This is a genomic window from Shimia sp. Alg240-R146, assembly GCF_947331465.1.
GTDB lineage: Bacteria > Pseudomonadota > Alphaproteobacteria > Rhodobacterales > Rhodobacteraceae > Shimia.
The window spans coordinates 585,553-600,708 of the sequence record NZ_CAMZOK010000001.1; the positions used below are offsets into that span (position 1 = coordinate 585,553).

A 15,156-nucleotide genomic window follows, 5' to 3' on the forward strand; every position below is an offset into this window, starting at 1 on the left:
GGAGATCGCGCACCCCCTTAGGATCAGCCGAACACTTTGGTCAGGGCGTTGTCGACCGCTGTGGTGATGGCGTCGATATCGGCTGCGGTGACAATCAGCGCGGGTGAGAAGGCGATCACATTGTTGCGGCCGGGCACAGAGCGGTTTGCCGCGCCGATGATCACGCCTTGCGCGCCGCAATCGGCAACCACGGCGCCAATGTCAGCTTCGTCCACCGGCTCTTTGGTTTCCCGGTCCTTGACCAGTTCGCAGCCGATGAACAAACCTTTGCCGCGCACGTCGCCGATAACGTCGTGTTTTTCCATCAGGGCGTTGAGGTTGTCCATCATGCGCGCGCCCATGGCGGTGCAGTTTTCAAGCAGGCCTTCCTCTTCGATGATCGCCATGTTTTCCAGCGCCGCCGTTGGGCCTGCAGTGCAGCCGCCGAACGTGGAGATGTCGCGGAAATGGTCGAGCTTGTCGGATGCGTTGGACTTGAACAGGTCAAAGACCTCTTCAGTGGTGACCATGCAAGCAATCGCGGCGTAACCGGAGGCCACACCTTTGGCCATGGTCACGAAGTCTGGCTTGATGCCGTAGTGCTGATAGCCGAACCATTCGGTACCGGTGCGCCCTACGCCGCAGACAACTTCGTCGATGTGAAGCAGAATGTCATATTGGGTGCAGATTTCCTGTACGCGTTCCCAATAGCCTTCGGGCGGCGTGATAACGCCACCACCGGCGGTGACCGGTTCAAGGCAGAGGCTGCCGACGGTCTCGGGGCCTTCGCGCAGAATCACGTCTTCGATCTGGTTGGCGGCCGCAATGCCGAAGTCGCGGCCGGACAGGTGACCAAGGCCAAGCTCGTCTTTGCGGTATTCCATGCAATGCGGCACGCGCACAAAGTCCGGCGCGAAGGGGCCGTATTGCATGTTGCGTTCGTCCTGACCGCCCGCTGACATCGCCGCAAGGGTTGAGCCGTGGTAGTCACGGTCGCGGTAGAGGATCTTGGTTTTCTTGCCGCCATACTTTTTGTGCGCAATCTGGCGCACCATTTTGAAGGCCTTCTCATTCGCCTCGGATCCCGAATTCGTGTAATATACGCGGCTCATGCCAGGCATCTTTTCGATCAGCTTTTCCGCGTAAAGCGCGCCGGGGATCGAGCCAGCGGCCTGTGCGAAATAAGGCATCCGGACCAACTGATCGCGCACGGCATCGGCAATTCGAGTGCGGCCGTAGCCAACGTTCACGGTCCAGACCGCGCCGGACACGGCGTCGATGTATTCTTTGCCGTTCTGATCCCAGACACGCATGCCTTTGCCTTCGATAATGATGCGGGGATCACTGGTTTCGAAGGGCTTGTGCTGCACCAAATGGTGCCATACGTGGGCCTTGTCGGCGCTCACCACGTGGCTCAGGTCGTTTTCTTTTAGTGTGCCGTCCATGGTGGACCCTCCTATTACTGATCTGCGGAGACGTTGGAAGTGTCGGACTGCGCAGGCGAAGTCCGAGCATTAGTTGCAGTCCATCCTCGCGAGATTTTCAAGCGAGTTTATAGGGCCAGTTGGTTTGGCAATGTATGTCCAAAAAAGGGATTTGGATGTCGTTGAGTCACACGCAATCAAATCTAACCAATTGATTAAAAAATAAAAAATGATAGCATGAGGCAGGGTTGCCGTGACTTTGGGCAGTAAAATAACTGTGACAAAGGTGCAAAAAAACATTGATCGGTGGTGCGATTTCCGCTCGGATTAAAGGCGGCGCGTTGGGACGGAATGATTGAGCTGGGCGAAAAGACCCTACAACCAGTTCCAGACGACACCAAAATGACAACGGGAGAAATAAAACATGACATTGAAACAGACTTTGACCGGGGCTGTGGCTGCGGCAGCCATGATGGCTGGCGCTCAAGCAGCGCACGCGGACATCACCGTGGCCTACTTCCTCGAGTGGCCGATGCCATTCCAATATGCCAAGCAGATGGGCACCTATGACGAAGCCCTGGGCACCAAGGTCAACTGGGTCAGCTTTGACACAGGTACTGCCATGAGCGCCGCAATGGCGTCGGGTGACGTACAGATTTCGGTCAGCCAAGGTGTACCACCTTTCGTGGTTGCTGCATCCGCCGGTCAGGACATCCAGATCGTCGACGTGGCTGTGAGCTACTCTGACAACGACAACTGTGTCGTGGCGTCCGGTCTTGAGATCGACAAAATGAGCGCAGGCGAGCTGGCTGGCAAGAAAGTGGCTGTGCCACTGGGTACCGCTGCACACTATGGTTTCCTGAGCCAGATGAACCACTTTGGCGTGGACGTCGCCAGCATGGAAGTTGTGGACATGGCCCCTGCAGAAGGCGCAGCAGCGCTGGCGCAAGGCTCGCTGGACATGGCTTGTGGCTGGGGTGGCGCGCTGCGTCGCATGATGGAGCACGGCAACATCCTTTTGACCGGTGCGGAAAAAGAAGAGCTGGGCATTCTGGTGTTTGACGCGACAACTGCGCCTGCATCGTTCATCGCTGAAGAAGGCGATATGCTGGCGAAGTTCCTGAAGGTGACTGCAGACGCCAACGCAATGTGGGCTGATGAGGCCAACCACGCGAAAATGCTGCCAGTGATCGCCAAGGACGCGGGCATGGACGAAGAAGGCACAGCTGCAACGCTGGCGACCTTTAAGTTCCCGACCATTGACGAACAGCTGAGCGGCGCCTGGTTTGGCGGCACAGCGCAGGAGTTTATGGGCGGCGTTGCTGGTGTATTTGTAGGCGCGGGTTCTATCCCGAGCGCACTGGACAGCTATGACGGTGCTGTGAACACAGGTCCGCTGGAATCCGCAAAAGGCATGTAAGTGCCGCGATGAAAGTTGGGCCGGGCGCGTACGACGTGCCCGGCCTTTTTGAAATCAATCCAAAGAACAGGCGGAGCAACCGTCGCGCCCGCAGAGATGGGCGGAAAGACCGATAGGGACCATGACCGGATTAACCATAAATAGCCTGTCCATGCGATTTGATCTGCCCGGCGGCGGGCATGTTCAAGCGCTCAAGGACGTGAGCCTCGACTTGAAGCAGGGCGAGTTGCTGAGTGTGCTGGGGCCATCGGGCTGTGGCAAAACCACGCTTCTGAATATTGTGGCGGGGTTTCTTGCGCCCACCGAAGGCCAGATCGAGATGAACGGCCACACCGTGCAGGGACCGGACGCCGAGCGCGGCATGGTGTTCCAGCAAGGTGCGCTGTTTGAATGGATGAGTGTCCGCGAAAACGTGAGTTTCGGGCCGGACATGAAAGGCATGCCAAAGGCGGAAAGCGCGGAGATCGTCGATCATCTGCTGGACGTTGTGGGTCTGCAGGATTTCAAGGAAAAGATGGTATACGAACTGTCGGGCGGGATGCAGCAGCGTGTGGCATTGGCCCGCTGTCTGGCGAATGATCCCGACGTGATCTTGATGGATGAACCGCTGGGCGCGCTTGATGCTTTGACGCGGGAAAAGATGCAAAGCCTTGTGCTGAAGCTTTGGAAAGAGACCGGCAAGACGATCATTCTGATCACCCACTCGGTCGAAGAGGCGCTGCTGTTGGGGGAGAGGTTGATCGTGATGGCGCCGCGTCCCGGGCGCATTCACAAGGAATACCGTCTGCCATTTGCCGATTTGGGCGTTGGCGCCGATCTGCGCGAGGTCAAGAAACATCCGGAATATGCGCCAACCCGCGAAGAGATCCTCAATATGATTTGGAACATGGAAGAAGAGATCATGGGCCGCACCGAGGAGACCGCATAAGATGGGACAGACTTTTGCAGATCTTGGTGGTGAGTTGCTCACCCTAATAATCGCGGTGGTTTCGGCTTTGCCGTATCTGGCGATCTATATTGGCGTCATTCTGGGTGCCTTTTTCATTTTTCACCTGATCAAACGCCAGTTGACGCCGGTGCATGATTACACATCCCTCAAGACAGTGACATTTGGCGACGAAAGCGCCGTGGTGTCCAACAAGGCCGCTTCGGTGATCTCTGTTGTTCTGATCTTTGTGTTCTGGGGCAGTTTTACCGGATCGGAATGGTTGCCGCGTTTCTTGCACGCGCCCGGACCGTTTGTCGGCGAGGCGAGCTTTACCTACACATTGGAGACCGAGGACGGCGCCACGGACGATGCCACAGTGACCGTTGTGGTGCATCCAGCGGGCGAAAAGCCGGACACGCCAGAAATCGCGCCTGGTGAAGGTCTGGCCAAAGACGATGTCGTCGTCGTGCAGAGTTATCGCAGCAAGCTGTTGCGGTGGGACAGCAATGACGAGGTGACCCGAAATGACGGCGCAAAAATTGTTGCCGTGGACGGGCAGTCGATCAGCCGGGCCAAAAATGTCGACGTCGGGTTCGGCTCTGTTGCGCTGACCGACAAGGGCACTTTGAACTTTGCGCCTGCGACGGGAATGCAGATGGAAGATATCTGGTTGCCCGCGCCGGAAAGTGTGTGGCGTCGCCTGATATCGGTAAGCCGCGAGGGCTATCAGAATGTGAAGCTGTCCGAGCACCTGAGCTATTCTCTGTTCCGGGTGATCGTGGGCTTCGCGCTGGGCGCTATGGTGGGAATTCCACTGGGCTATGCCATGGGACTGAGCGATTGGGCGCGCGGTTGGTTTGATCCAATCGTCGAGTTCATGCGTCCTGTGCCGCCATTGGCGTTGATCCCGCTGGTGATCATCTGGGCCGGCATTGGTGAGCAGGGTAAGATCATCCTGCTGTTCCTCGCCGCCTTGTGGATCATGGCGATTGGTGCGCGATCCGGTGTGTCGGGTGTGAACATCACCAAGGTGCATGCGGCCTATTCGTTGGGCGCCAGCAAGCGGCAGATCCTGCGCCACGTGATCATTCCGAACTCGTTGCCTGAGATATTCACAGCCGCGCGGGTGGCGATGGGCGTCTGTTGGGGCACGGTTGTCGCCGCAGAGCTTGTGGCGGCTGAAAAAGGTGTCGGTAAGATGATCGTGGCTGCGTCCAAATTTCAGGACACAGATATCGTTCTGATGGGGATCATCCTGATCGGGATCATCGGCTTTGGCATCGATATGTTGATGCGCTGGGTCGAGAAGTATCTCGTGCCTTGGAAAGGCAAAGCCTGATCCGGGCGGGGTAAGAAAAACCCGTGATGAGAAAAAGAAACGCCGGAGGATGAACCCTCCGGCGTTATTCGTTTTAGCAGGTTCTGTCGTTTAGCCCATTGGCACGCCGGAGATCGATTTGACCTCGCAGAATTCGTCCAGACCCCAAGTGCCGCCTTCGCGGCCGTTGCCGGACTGGCCGTAGCCGCCAAAGGGCGAGCCGTTCACACGGCTGACGCCGTTGGTTTCCACCATGCCGGAGCGCAGTTGACGGGCGACGCGCAGGCGTTTCTCGTCGTCTTGGGTTTGCACATAGTTGGTCAGGCCGTAGACCGTATCGTTGGCCATTTCGACCGCCTGATCTTCGGTTTCAAACGGCGTGATCGCCAGCACGGGGCCGAAGATTTCCTCGCGGTAAATGGTCATGTCGGGCGTCACATCCGCAAATACCGTCGGGCGCACGTAGAAGCCTTTGTTCACGCCTTCGGGACGGCCGAGGCCGCCGGCGACAAGTGTGGCGCCTTCTTTGATGCCGGTTTCGATCAGGCCCTGAATTTTGTTGAATTGCAGTTCACTGACGACGGGACCGATATGGCGGCCCGACTCGGTTGTGGCGCCGACCTGAGTGGCCTCGGCTGTGGCTTTGGCTTGGTCCACGGCGTCGGCATAGCGGTTGCTTTCGACCATCATGCGGGTTGGGGCGTTACAAGACTGACCGGAGTTCTGCATGCAGTGGATCACGCCGCGTTTGACGGCCTTTTCGTCGGCATCGGCAAAGATCAGGTTGGCGCCCTTGCCGCCAAGTTCGAGGCTGACGCGCTTGAGCGAGTCCGCTGCCGCTTTGGAGATTGCGATGCCTGCGCGGGTGGAGCCGGTGAAGGACACCATGTCCACGTCAGGATGCGCCGAGAGCTGCGAACCTACGCCGGCACCGTCGCCGTTGACCATGTTGAAGACGCCAGCAGGGAAGCCGGCTTCGTCTATCATTTCGGCGAAAACGATGGAGGACAGTGGCGCGATTTCGGATGGTTTGAGCACCATAGTGCAGCCCACCAAAAGCGCCGGGATCGCCTTCAGGAAAACCTGATTCATCGGCCAGTTCCAAGGGGTGATCATCGCGCAAACGCCGATGGGCTCCTTGCGCATGCGGTCCGCGCCCATGGCGTATTCAAACTCAAAATCTTCGAGCGCCTCAAGGAAACCGTCCAGATGCCAGGTGCCAGAACCCCACTGGCCGGATTTGGCCAGATCGATAGGCGCACCCATTTCGGCGCGCATGGCTTCGGCCATATCGGCGCGGCGGGCCATGTAGATTTCACGCAGCTTTTTGACCAGCGCAACGCGCTCTTCCAGCGGGGTTGCGGCCCAAGCCGGGAAAGCGACGCGCGCTGCGGCAACTGCAGCGTCGGTGTCGGCTTGATCGCCAATGGAAATCACCGCACAGGCGTCTTCGGTAGCGGGGTCGATGACGGTCATGTCGTTGGCCGTTGCCGGCGCGACCCATTGGCCGTTGATGTAAAATTCGCGTTTCTCGATCATGGGGTCTCTCCTTATCGATCTTTGCAGGCACCTTGCCCGTGCAAATCGAGGCCCGCAAGGGAAAGAGACGCGCGGTCACGAAGGATATGATCAAATTATTGAATGCATCTTGGGGTGGTGTTCAAATTCGACGGATGTAGTCTGTGCGAGGTCGCAAAGCGACCAATCATTGTTTTTTGGATAGCAGATCGTCTGAGCCTTTTTTGACCGGTGCTGACGACTTTGTATCCCCGATCACAGAAAGCGAGCGAGACATGGGTCTTCGAATCAACGACACAGTTCCGAATTTCACAGCAGAAACGGATCAGGGCACGATTGCCTTCCATGACTGGATTGGCGACAGCTGGGCGATCCTGTTTTCGCACCCCAAAGATTTTACACCGGTTTGCACCACCGAATTTGGCGCCGTGGCGCAGTTGGCTGACGAATGGGCGGCGCGCAACACCAAGGTGATCGGAGTCTCGGTGGACGGTGTTGAGGAGCACAAAGGCTGGAAGAAGGACATCGAAAGCTTTGCTGGCACAGAGGCAGGTTTCCCGATCATCGCAGATGAAGGTCTGGCTGTGTCCAAAGCGTTCGATATGCTGCCCGCCGAAGCATATATGCCGGACGGACGCACCCCGGCAGACAGTGCCACCGTGCGGGCGGTGTTCATCATCGGGCCTGACAAACAACTAAAGTTGTCGATGACTTATCCGATGAACGTGGGTCGCAATTTTGCCGAAGTGCTGCGCGCGCTGGACGGATTGCAGACCGCCACCAAGGAAAACGTGGCCACGCCAGCCAACTGGACGCCAGGCGGCGACGTGGTGATCCCTGTGGCCGTCAGCGACGCGGATGCGACGGCGAAATACGGCAGTTTCAAAACGCATTTCCCATATTTGCGCACCACAAAACTGTAGACACGATCAACCTGACTTATTCAGGACGAAACAAGAAAGCGCGCCAAGTGAGGCGCGCTTTTTTTGTGCCCTCAACTGGATTGCCGAAGCGGCGATGAGCGTTAATCCGCTGGCAAGGACTCTCTGCCATGTGTCAGTTTGATGAAACAAGGTTTGGCATATCTCCCAACTGTTTTGGCGCTGGCGCTTTGTGTGCTGCTGGTGCCGATTCTGGCCGTTGCAACCGGCCCCGTCGATGTGTCGAAGCCGGTTGTTGTTGTGGCGAGACCGGGGGCGGACCTTGTGCAGATCATAGAAATTTCCGGTGGCGCGGTCATCGGGTTGGAAAACGCACCCTTGGGGGCTTTGGGGTACTCGGATGACCCGAAGTTCGCACAAAACCTGAGAGCAAATGGCGCGTGGGCTGTATGGGATGGCCGCACGATCGCCGAACTCTGTGGAGTGAAGACATGAACGATATGAATGACCTTGCTAGTATTCGCAAAAAAGGCGTGACCATTCTGTTGGTGGCGAACCTAATACTGGGGATCGTTGCGGTAGGTGTGGCGGGGCTGCTTGCCAAAAGTGTGATACCTTTTGCGATCCTTTCGGTTGTCTTTTTGGCCCTGGGGTTTTGGGCGAACAGGGGCGGATCAGGTCTGCATCACCGGATGGCCGCAACTGTGGCCGGTGCTGGGCAGGTGACGTTGATCGTGGCAGCTTTTGCCGGCCATCCTTGGCAGATCGACGCGCATATGATCTTTTTTGCGTATATCCCGATCACGGCCGCAATGTTGTGCCCGATTTCGATCTTTACGGCTGCGGTGGTCGCGTTGGTTCACCATCTCGGGCTGACGTTCCTTATGCCCGCCATGGTGTATCCGTCGCTGGATTTGGTTGAGAATATCATGCGGTCGTTGTTCCACGGCGTCGTGGTGATTGCGGAAACCGGAGCGCTGTATTTCGGGGTCAAACGCAATGTGATGCGAATGGAAGACCTCAGCAAAGAGCAAGAGCGGCTTTCGGAAGTCATGGCAACATTGTCCGACGAAAAGGCGATCATTGAGTCCAAAGAAAAAGCCGCAAACGAAGTGGTAGAGCGGCTGCACGTTGGCCTCTCCAAGGTTGCCAAAGGCAATCTGGTTGCGCGTATCGATGAGCCATTTGCCACCGAATACGAAGATCTGCGGGTGAGTTTCAATGCAGCCATTGAATCGCTGAGCGGCATCATCAGTTCGGTGACCACCGTGTCTCACCAGATCGGAATTGATTCCACAGAACTGGCCGAAGTTTCGGCAAGCGTGGCCACCAGTACGGAAAAACAGGCAGACGCTCTGAGCAGGGTAACCGAGTCGGTGGAAGTAATCGCAGATGGCATGCAGGTGGCCGTCGGCAAAGCAGAAGAAATGCAGGTCCGCTTTGACAGCACTCGCGGAGTGACGGAGACCGGCACAGACGTAGTGCGCCGCGCAGTGGAAACGATGGACGAGATCGAGCAATCCTCCAGCCAGATCGACCATGTTGTTGCGTTGATTGAAGACATCGCGTTTCAAACCAACCTATTGGCCCTGAACGCCGGGGTCGAAGCCGCCCGCGCGGGCGAAGCTGGTGCTGGTTTCGCCATCGTTGCATCGGAAGTGCGCGGGTTGGCGCATCGGTCTGCGGAAGCAGCGCAGAACATCAACCAGCTGATTACCCAGAGCAATCAACATGTTGGTGTCGGCGTGTCGCTGGTACGCGAGGTTGGTACGGCGTTGGAGACGATCTTGGGCGAAGTGAATGAGGTGAATGACTACATCACCGAGATCGCACAAATCTCCGGCCAACAAGCCGATTCGGTTAAAGATATTCGCGGATCTATGCAGACGCTGGGCATGGAAACCCAAGGCAATGCAGCGCGGTCCGAGGAGGCCTCGGCATCCACGGCCAGCTTGGATGCGTCGGTAGAGAAATTGGTGGATGGGCTGAGCGGATTTGTCGTTGAAAAAGGCGGCGCGCAGCCTGCGAAATCCGGTTTCCGGACAACACGCGCTGCGTGACTGTCGCGGTGTCTGCTGCTGGAACAGGTGATCGTTGAGAGGCGTGATCTTGCGTAGAGAGTATAAAGATTGACGCCGCCGGAGGGAATCTCCGGCGGCGCTTTTTCTGGGTAGAAGAGGTCGGCGGTCCCGATCTCTTGAGGTGGGCGACCGCATATGAGAGCGGCGGGTTTGAGCCCAAAATGCATTTTTTTTCGCCGCGAAGGTCAGGTTTAAGATAGCGGATGGGACTATCTGCAGGCGTCGATCAGGCGTAGGCACGATTCCTTTTGAACGCCCAAGAGCAGACACCAAGCACAACCATCAAGACAACAGTCGTCGTTAATCCCGATTTCACAATGGAAGCGGCACTTGCCCCCAAGACAGTGTTGGCTGATATTTCTGGCCAACTCAGGATCATGAGGCAGATACCAGCGTTCTCTAGATAGTCAGCGATGGCTGCCGCAACAGCGAACCAAGTTCCAACTTGGACAAGTGTTTGACTTACGTCTCGTGAACCAAGCCATTTGAACAATGATATTAGGGTCAGCGCCATCAGCGCGGGATAGATTAGATCAAGTGGAATTTGTCGCGTGAGATAGTACCACCTTCCAGAGGATCCCAAGGCGTCGATCAGCGAATTTGCCAGTTCAGCCGAATATCCGCCGGGGCGCATGTCAAAAGGGCGCAAGCCGGACAAAGTCTCGATGTGCGCCAGAGTGCCAAAGATCATCAGTAGATAGACTGCGGCGGCAGCGAGACCGAAGAGTGCCGCTTGCCGGCCGTACTGGTTGGTTGATATCGTCATTTTCATAGGTTGTTCTCCTTACCATTCGCACTGTCGTACCGAGGGCGAGCAAAGCTGGCATTATCGTTTGATAAGGAATTCTCGATTTGGACCTTTTGACTTATCTGACATGTCCCCCGAACGCTTTGGAAAAAGTTACCGCGCGAAAGTTCGCGGCAGCATGGAATGTTGAATATGTAGAAAAGGGACGTCGCATTGCGGCGCAAGGCGAACCAGATCCATATGAACACATCATTCTTGATGGGCGCGCCACGAGCCAAATCACCGATACCGAAGGCCGGGCCGTTTGCGTTGGCTTCCACGCTGGTCCATGCGTGGTCGCACCAAATGTCGCGAGAACCAGAAATGGTGCCTCGCTCGTTTCAATAGACGTGAATGCAGATGCACTGGTTGCGCAAATGGACAGCCGCGCTTTGACTGAGCTTATGTTGGCATCGGAGCCAATTCGAGAATGGGCAAACGGCATTTTGCAACAAGAGTTGGCCCGCAAAGTTGACCGAGAGTGGTGCCTTGCCGCACTTGGCGGCGCAGATCGCCTTGCCTGGTTTCGCAAAAATTTTCCGCGCTACGAAGAGCTATTTGGTCACTATTTTATAGCATCGTTTCTCGGGATCACACCAGTCACACTCAGTCGGCTTCGCAGTGCGGAGCGAGACACAGCCGTTGATTAAAGGTTCGATTGCAGAAACCTCAGCCAATATAGCGACCTTGGTGACAACCGCAGCGAGATGGCGCAAAGTCTCGCAGAGCAGACAATCAATGTGGCCAGAACAATCAAGAGTTCCCTTATCGCTAGAGCTTTGCCTTGGCAGCGCTCGACCTGCCCTCCAAACGGGGCGAACGCCTCGCTGCACGTTCTACGGGTCGGGCGCGGTTGCTTCCTTTGAAGTTTCAACGCCGATTCTTCTGCCCCTTAGAACAACAAAAAGCCCCGGCGTTTCCACCGGGGCTTTCTGAAATTGATGTCAGAAGAGATTAGTCTTCTTTTTTCTCAGCAACGACTTCTTCGCCGGTTTCCTGATCAACGACTTTCATCGACAGGCGTACCTTGCCGCGGTCGTCAAAGCCCAAGAGTTTGACTTTCACTTCCTGGCCTTCCTTCAGAACGTCCGAAGGGTGGTTCAGGCGGCGGTTTTCGATCTGGGATACGTGCACCAGACCGTCGCGTTTGCCGAAGAAGTTCACGAAGGCACCGAAGTCGACGATTTTGACAACTTTACCGGTGTAAACTGCGCCTTCTTCTGGCTCGGCCACGATCGAGTGGATCATGTCGTAGGCTTTTTTGATGGCTTCGCCGTTTGGCGATGCAATCTTGATCACGCCTTCGTCGTTGATGTCGACTTTGGCGCCGGACACTTCAACGATTTCACGGATGACCTTACCGCCGGACCCGATGACTTCACGGATTTTGTCGGTTGGGATGTTCATGGTCTCGATGCGAGGCGCGTGTACTGAGAATTCAGCGGCACCTGTGATCGATTTGTTCATCTCACCAAGGATGTGCATGCGGCCGTCTTTGGCTTGAGCAAGCGCTTTTTCCATGATTTCAGGTGTGATGCCTGCGACTTTGATGTCCATCTGCAGCGATGTGATACCGTTTTCGGTACCAGCCACTTTGAAGTCCATATCGCCGAGGTGGTCTTCGTCACCCAAGATGTCGGACAGGATCGCGTAAGAGCCGTCGTCTTCGAGGATCAGACCCATGGCAACACCGGCAACCGCGTTCTTCAGCGGAACACCTGCGTCCATCATCGACAGCGAGCCACCACATACGGACGCCATGGAGGACGAGCCGTTGGATTCGGTGATCTCGGAAACGATGCGCACTGTGTATGGGAAATCGGTGGCAGCTGGCAGAACGGCCTGAAGGGCGCGCCATGCGAGTTTACCGTGACCGATTTCGCGACGGCCGGGAGGGCCCACGCGACCAGCTTCACCAACCGAGTAGGGAGGGAAATTGTAGTGCAGCAGGAAGTTGGATTTGAAGTTGCCGTGCAGGGCGTCGATGAATTGCTCATCATCGCCGGTGCCCAGAGTGGTGACAACCAGACCCTGTGTTTCACCACGGGTGAACAGAGCCGAACCGTGGGTCCGTGGCAGTAGGCCAGTTTGGCATACGATGTCACGGATCTCGTCCGTCTTGCGACCGTCGATACGTGTGCCGGTTTTGACAACGTCACCGCGCAGGATGCCGCCTTCGAGTTTCTTGAGAGCCGAACCGAGGTTGGCGTCTGCAAGTTGCTCTTCAGTCAAGGCTGCTTTGATCGCGTCACGCGCAGCGGCAACAGCGGCGGTGCGCTCCTGCTTGTCGGTGATCGCGAAGGCTGCGCGCATCTGGTCTTCACCAGCGGCTTTCACGGCCTCATAGAGATCGCTGTAGTCAGGCGCTTGGAAGTCAAACGGCTCTTTGGCGGCATCTTCGGCCAGATCAATGATCAGGTCGATGACAGGCTGAATTGCATCGTGAGCAAATTTCACCGCACCGAGCATTTCTGCCTCAGAGAGTTCGTATGCTTCGGATTCAACCATCATGACGGCGTCTTTGGTGCCGGCCACAACAAGGTCGAGACGCTGCTCTGGCTTGGTGCGCAGGTCCTGCATGTCGTCAACAGTTGGGTTGAGGATGTAGTCGCCATCTTCAAAGCCAACACGTGCCGCAGCAACTGGGCCCATGAACGGTGCGCCAGAGATGGTCAGAGCCGCGGAAGCTGCGATCATCGCAACCATGTCGGGGTCGTTGACCAGATCGTGGCTCAGCACGGTGCACATCACCAGAACTTCGTGTTTGAAGCCGGGGACGAACAGGGGGCGAATTGGGCGGTCGATCAAACGAGCAGTCAGCGTCTCTTTTTCAGTGGGACGTGCTTCGCGTTTGAAGAAGCCACCAGGTACTTTACCGGCGGCATAGTATTTTTCTTGGTAGTGGACGGTCAGAGGAAAGAAGTCCTGACCGGGTTTTGGTGCCTTTGCAAAGGTCACAGCGGCCATAACGGATGTTTCGCCCAGAGTGGCGATGACACAGCCGTCAGCCTGACGGGCAATTTTGCCCGTTTCCAGTGTGAGCGTTTCTTCGCCCCACTGCATGGATTTTGTCGATACGTCGAACATTTACGATTCCTAGCTGGGAGCACTCCCAGGCGTATCCCGGGTCTCCCGTTTGAAATGGCGGCCCCATTGCCGCCGACCCCTCTATCCTTGATTTGCAGCGCCGGGGTCGGGACGCAACGTCTCAGATGGAGCGCGCATACCGGAAAACAAGGCGTTTGGAAACCAAATTTGTTGAGGGGTTGCGGCCAAAGTGGCGGATTTCAGCGGCGGATTCCAGCTAGCGAACACATTGTTTCCCAATCAGAGGTAGATTTGGGGCGCAAAAAAGGCGAATGTGTGGCGGTGATCGTGTGGCGGTGGGGGCTGGCTGCGCGGAGATATTGGTGCGCCAGAAAAGGCGCTATGCTGCGAGTATTATTATGAAAGTTCCCGCTGTCCGTATTCCCGGTACGTTGATTCTCGCGCTTTTGATGGGCGCGTTTTTGTTTATCGCAGGGTGTTCTGAACCTGTAACACGTAACACAATTGAAGACATTCCTGTGGCGACGCCGGCCGCAACGCCGGTTGTTGAACCCGAAGTGAGCCGCAACGCATCACCGCGTATTCTCGCGATGGGAGACAGTCTAATGGCGTGGCATAATGTGTCGGGCCGGTCGATCGCGCACCATGTCGGCAAATCGCTAGAAGAGCCGGTGGCAAACCACGCGATAAGCGGTGCCCGCATTATCTACAAATTGCCGGTGTCCGGGGCGATGGGGATGAAAATCGCCAACCAGTATCGCAAAGGTGACTGGGATTGGGTGGTGTTGAACGGCGGCGGCAATGATTTGTGGATGGGCTGCGGCTGTGGTGCCTGCGAGAACCGCATGAACAAGATGATATCAGAGGATGGCCGCAAAGGCGCGATCCCGCATCTGGTCGACAGCTTGCGTGGCACGGGTGCCAAGGTCGTCTATGTCGGCTATTTGCGCAGCCCGGGCGCGTGGTCGCCGATTGAGGGCTGCAAACCTGCAGGCGATCGCCTTGAGGCACGTATTGCCAAGCTGGCACAGATCATGCCGGAAATGCACTTTGTCTCGCTTGAAGATTTGGTCCCGCACGGGGATCGGAGCTATCACGCGGTCGATATGATCCACCCGTCGCTCAAGGCAAGCCGCGAGATCGGGCAACGTGTGGCGGCAGTGATCCAAGAGGTCGAAACCGGAAGCTGACGGCAAGCGCTTTGGGGTTTCAATTTTTGACGGCGGCTGCGTGGGCGGGCGCCGTTTTTCTGTGTGACCGGTCGTGGTAATGCCAATTATGCCCGCTGCCCTTCAAATGCTGGCGTTTGCCCGAAAATCGTCGGGAATTATCCCCGATTGTTTGGATTGGCACGCGTTCAAAAGTTGGTGGCATAAAAGCGCAAGTGCTGGTTTGCAAAGTTCCCATTTCCTTTTCATCGAAGGCAGCCAAGGCGGTTGCCAAAGTCAGAAAAGGTTGGACCCCATGACACACACATTCAAATCCACTGCCATCGCCGCAATCGTCGCCTCTTTGGCACTGACCGCCCCCATGTCTGCTCAGGCAGGTAGCATTGGTAAAAAGGCCATCAAAGGGGCCGTTGCAGGCGCGGTCATTTCCGAGATCACCGGAGGGGATGCAAAAGACGGCGCGAAGATCGGGGCTGCTGCTGGCGCGTTGAGTGGCGTGGTTGACAAGAACCGCAACAATGACCGCCGTTCCAACAATAAACACAAAGCCAAAAACCGCTAATTTACGAAGAGAATTTGCTCGAAAGGGTATTCCTTTCCAAC

Annotated in this window: 13 protein-coding genes; 8 read left to right on the top strand and 5 right to left on the bottom strand. The window is 56.5% G+C overall.

Annotated elements, in window-relative coordinates:
- Window positions 1-23: 23 nt before the first annotated feature.
- Complete coding sequence (locus tag PG871_RS02790) at window positions 24-1,424, bottom strand: aminotransferase family protein (protein ID WP_270725728.1); 1,401 nt, start codon at window positions 1,422-1,424, stop codon at window positions 24-26.
- Between the two features lie 403 nt (window positions 1,425-1,827).
- Between PG871_RS02790 and PG871_RS02795 the strand changes: the two genes are divergently transcribed.
- The 3 genes from PG871_RS02795 to PG871_RS02805 all read left to right on the top strand — a co-directional run bounded on the left by PG871_RS02795 (window position 1,828) and on the right by PG871_RS02805 (window position 5,090).
- A complete protein-coding gene (locus tag PG871_RS02795) occupies window positions 1,828-2,823 on the top strand; it encodes a taurine ABC transporter substrate-binding protein (protein ID WP_270725729.1) in 996 nt (331 codons plus the stop codon).
- A 121-nt stretch (window positions 2,824-2,944) separates the two neighbouring features.
- Complete coding sequence (locus tag PG871_RS02800) at window positions 2,945-3,751, top strand: taurine ABC transporter ATP-binding protein (RefSeq protein ID WP_270725730.1); 807 nt, start codon at window positions 2,945-2,947, stop codon at window positions 3,749-3,751.
- Window position 3,752: 1 nt separating this feature from the next.
- Entirely contained in the window at window positions 3,753-5,090 is a 1,338-nt protein-coding gene (locus PG871_RS02805) for an ABC transporter permease subunit (protein ID WP_443020458.1), read from the top strand.
- A 90-nt stretch (window positions 5,091-5,180) separates the two neighbouring features.
- Here the strand turns inward: PG871_RS02805 and PG871_RS02810 are convergent, their stop codons facing one another.
- The gene (locus PG871_RS02810) at window positions 5,181-6,608 is read right to left on the bottom strand and encodes an aldehyde dehydrogenase family protein (RefSeq protein ID WP_270725732.1); all 1,428 of its coding nucleotides are present in this window, start codon (window positions 6,606-6,608) and stop codon (window positions 5,181-5,183) included.
- Window positions 6,609-6,862: 254 nt separating this feature from the next.
- Between PG871_RS02810 and PG871_RS02815 the strand changes: the two genes are divergently transcribed.
- The 3 genes from PG871_RS02815 to PG871_RS02825 all read left to right on the top strand — a co-directional run bounded on the left by PG871_RS02815 (window position 6,863) and on the right by PG871_RS02825 (window position 9,528).
- Window positions 6,863-7,510, top strand: a complete 648-nt coding sequence (locus PG871_RS02815) for a peroxiredoxin (protein ID WP_270725733.1) — start codon at window positions 6,863-6,865, stop codon at window positions 7,508-7,510.
- A 141-nt stretch (window positions 7,511-7,651) separates the two neighbouring features.
- Window positions 7,652-7,963 (top strand): hypothetical protein, encoded by a 312-nt coding sequence (locus PG871_RS02820; protein WP_270725735.1) that lies wholly within the window; start codon window positions 7,652-7,654, stop codon window positions 7,961-7,963.
- Complete coding sequence (locus tag PG871_RS02825) at window positions 7,960-9,528, top strand: methyl-accepting chemotaxis protein (protein WP_270725737.1); 1,569 nt, start codon at window positions 7,960-7,962, stop codon at window positions 9,526-9,528. Before PG871_RS02820 ends, PG871_RS02825 begins: the two co-directional genes overlap by 4 nt.
- A 247-nt stretch (window positions 9,529-9,775) precedes the next feature.
- On the opposite strand, the gene PG871_RS02830 is transcribed toward PG871_RS02825, so the two are convergent.
- Both PG871_RS02830 and pnp read right to left on the bottom strand, forming a co-directional pair.
- Window positions 9,776-10,321 (bottom strand): hypothetical protein, encoded by a 546-nt coding sequence (locus PG871_RS02830; protein ID WP_270725739.1) that lies wholly within the window; start codon window positions 10,319-10,321, stop codon window positions 9,776-9,778.
- A gap of 969 nt (window positions 10,322-11,290) precedes the next feature.
- Window positions 11,291-13,423, bottom strand: coding sequence for a polyribonucleotide nucleotidyltransferase (gene pnp / locus PG871_RS02835; RefSeq protein WP_270725741.1), 2,133 nt, complete (start codon window positions 13,421-13,423; stop codon window positions 11,291-11,293).
- Between the two features lie 359 nt (window positions 13,424-13,782).
- On the opposite strand from pnp, the gene PG871_RS02840 reads away from it, so the two are divergent.
- Entirely contained in the window at window positions 13,783-14,574 is a 792-nt protein-coding gene (locus PG871_RS02840; RefSeq protein ID WP_270725742.1) for an SGNH/GDSL hydrolase family protein, read from the top strand.
- A gap of 19 nt (window positions 14,575-14,593) precedes the next feature.
- Here PG871_RS02840 and PG871_RS02845 read toward each other — a convergent pair whose 3' ends face one another.
- Entirely contained in the window at window positions 14,594-14,815 is a 222-nt protein-coding gene (locus tag PG871_RS02845) for a hypothetical protein (RefSeq protein WP_270725744.1), read from the bottom strand.
- Window positions 14,816-14,848: 33 nt separating this feature from the next.
- On the opposite strand from PG871_RS02845, the gene PG871_RS02850 reads away from it, so the two are divergent.
- Window positions 14,849-15,115, top strand: coding sequence for a glycine zipper domain-containing protein (locus PG871_RS02850; protein ID WP_270725746.1), 267 nt, complete (start codon window positions 14,849-14,851; stop codon window positions 15,113-15,115).
- Window positions 15,116-15,156 lie beyond the last annotated feature (41 nt).

Coding starts and splice junctions, on each gene's coding strand:
- pnp (WP_270725741.1), bottom strand. CDS start 13,423: ATGTTCGACGTATCGACAAAATCCATGCAGTGGGGCGAAGAAACGCTC.
- PG871_RS02815 (WP_270725733.1), top strand. CDS start 6,863: ATGGGTCTTCGAATCAACGACACAGTTCCGAATTTCACAGCAGAAACG.
- PG871_RS02800 (WP_270725730.1), top strand. CDS start 2,945: ATGACCGGATTAACCATAAATAGCCTGTCCATGCGATTTGATCTGCCC.
- PG871_RS02825 (WP_270725737.1), top strand. CDS start 7,960: ATGAACGATATGAATGACCTTGCTAGTATTCGCAAAAAAGGCGTGACC.
- PG871_RS02795 (WP_270725729.1), top strand. CDS start 1,828: ATGACATTGAAACAGACTTTGACCGGGGCTGTGGCTGCGGCAGCCATG.
- PG871_RS02820 (WP_270725735.1), top strand. CDS start 7,652: ATGAAACAAGGTTTGGCATATCTCCCAACTGTTTTGGCGCTGGCGCTT.
- PG871_RS02790 (WP_270725728.1), bottom strand. CDS start 1,424: ATGGACGGCACACTAAAAGAAAACGACCTGAGCCACGTGGTGAGCGCC.
- PG871_RS02840 (WP_270725742.1), top strand. CDS start 13,783: ATGAAAGTTCCCGCTGTCCGTATTCCCGGTACGTTGATTCTCGCGCTT.
- PG871_RS02850 (WP_270725746.1), top strand. CDS start 14,849: ATGACACACACATTCAAATCCACTGCCATCGCCGCAATCGTCGCCTCT.
- PG871_RS02805 (WP_443020458.1), top strand. CDS start 3,753: ATGGGACAGACTTTTGCAGATCTTGGTGGTGAGTTGCTCACCCTAATA.
- PG871_RS02830 (WP_270725739.1), bottom strand. CDS start 10,321: ATGAAAATGACGATATCAACCAACCAGTACGGCCGGCAAGCGGCACTC.
- PG871_RS02810 (WP_270725732.1), bottom strand. CDS start 6,608: ATGATCGAGAAACGCGAATTTTACATCAACGGCCAATGGGTCGCGCCG.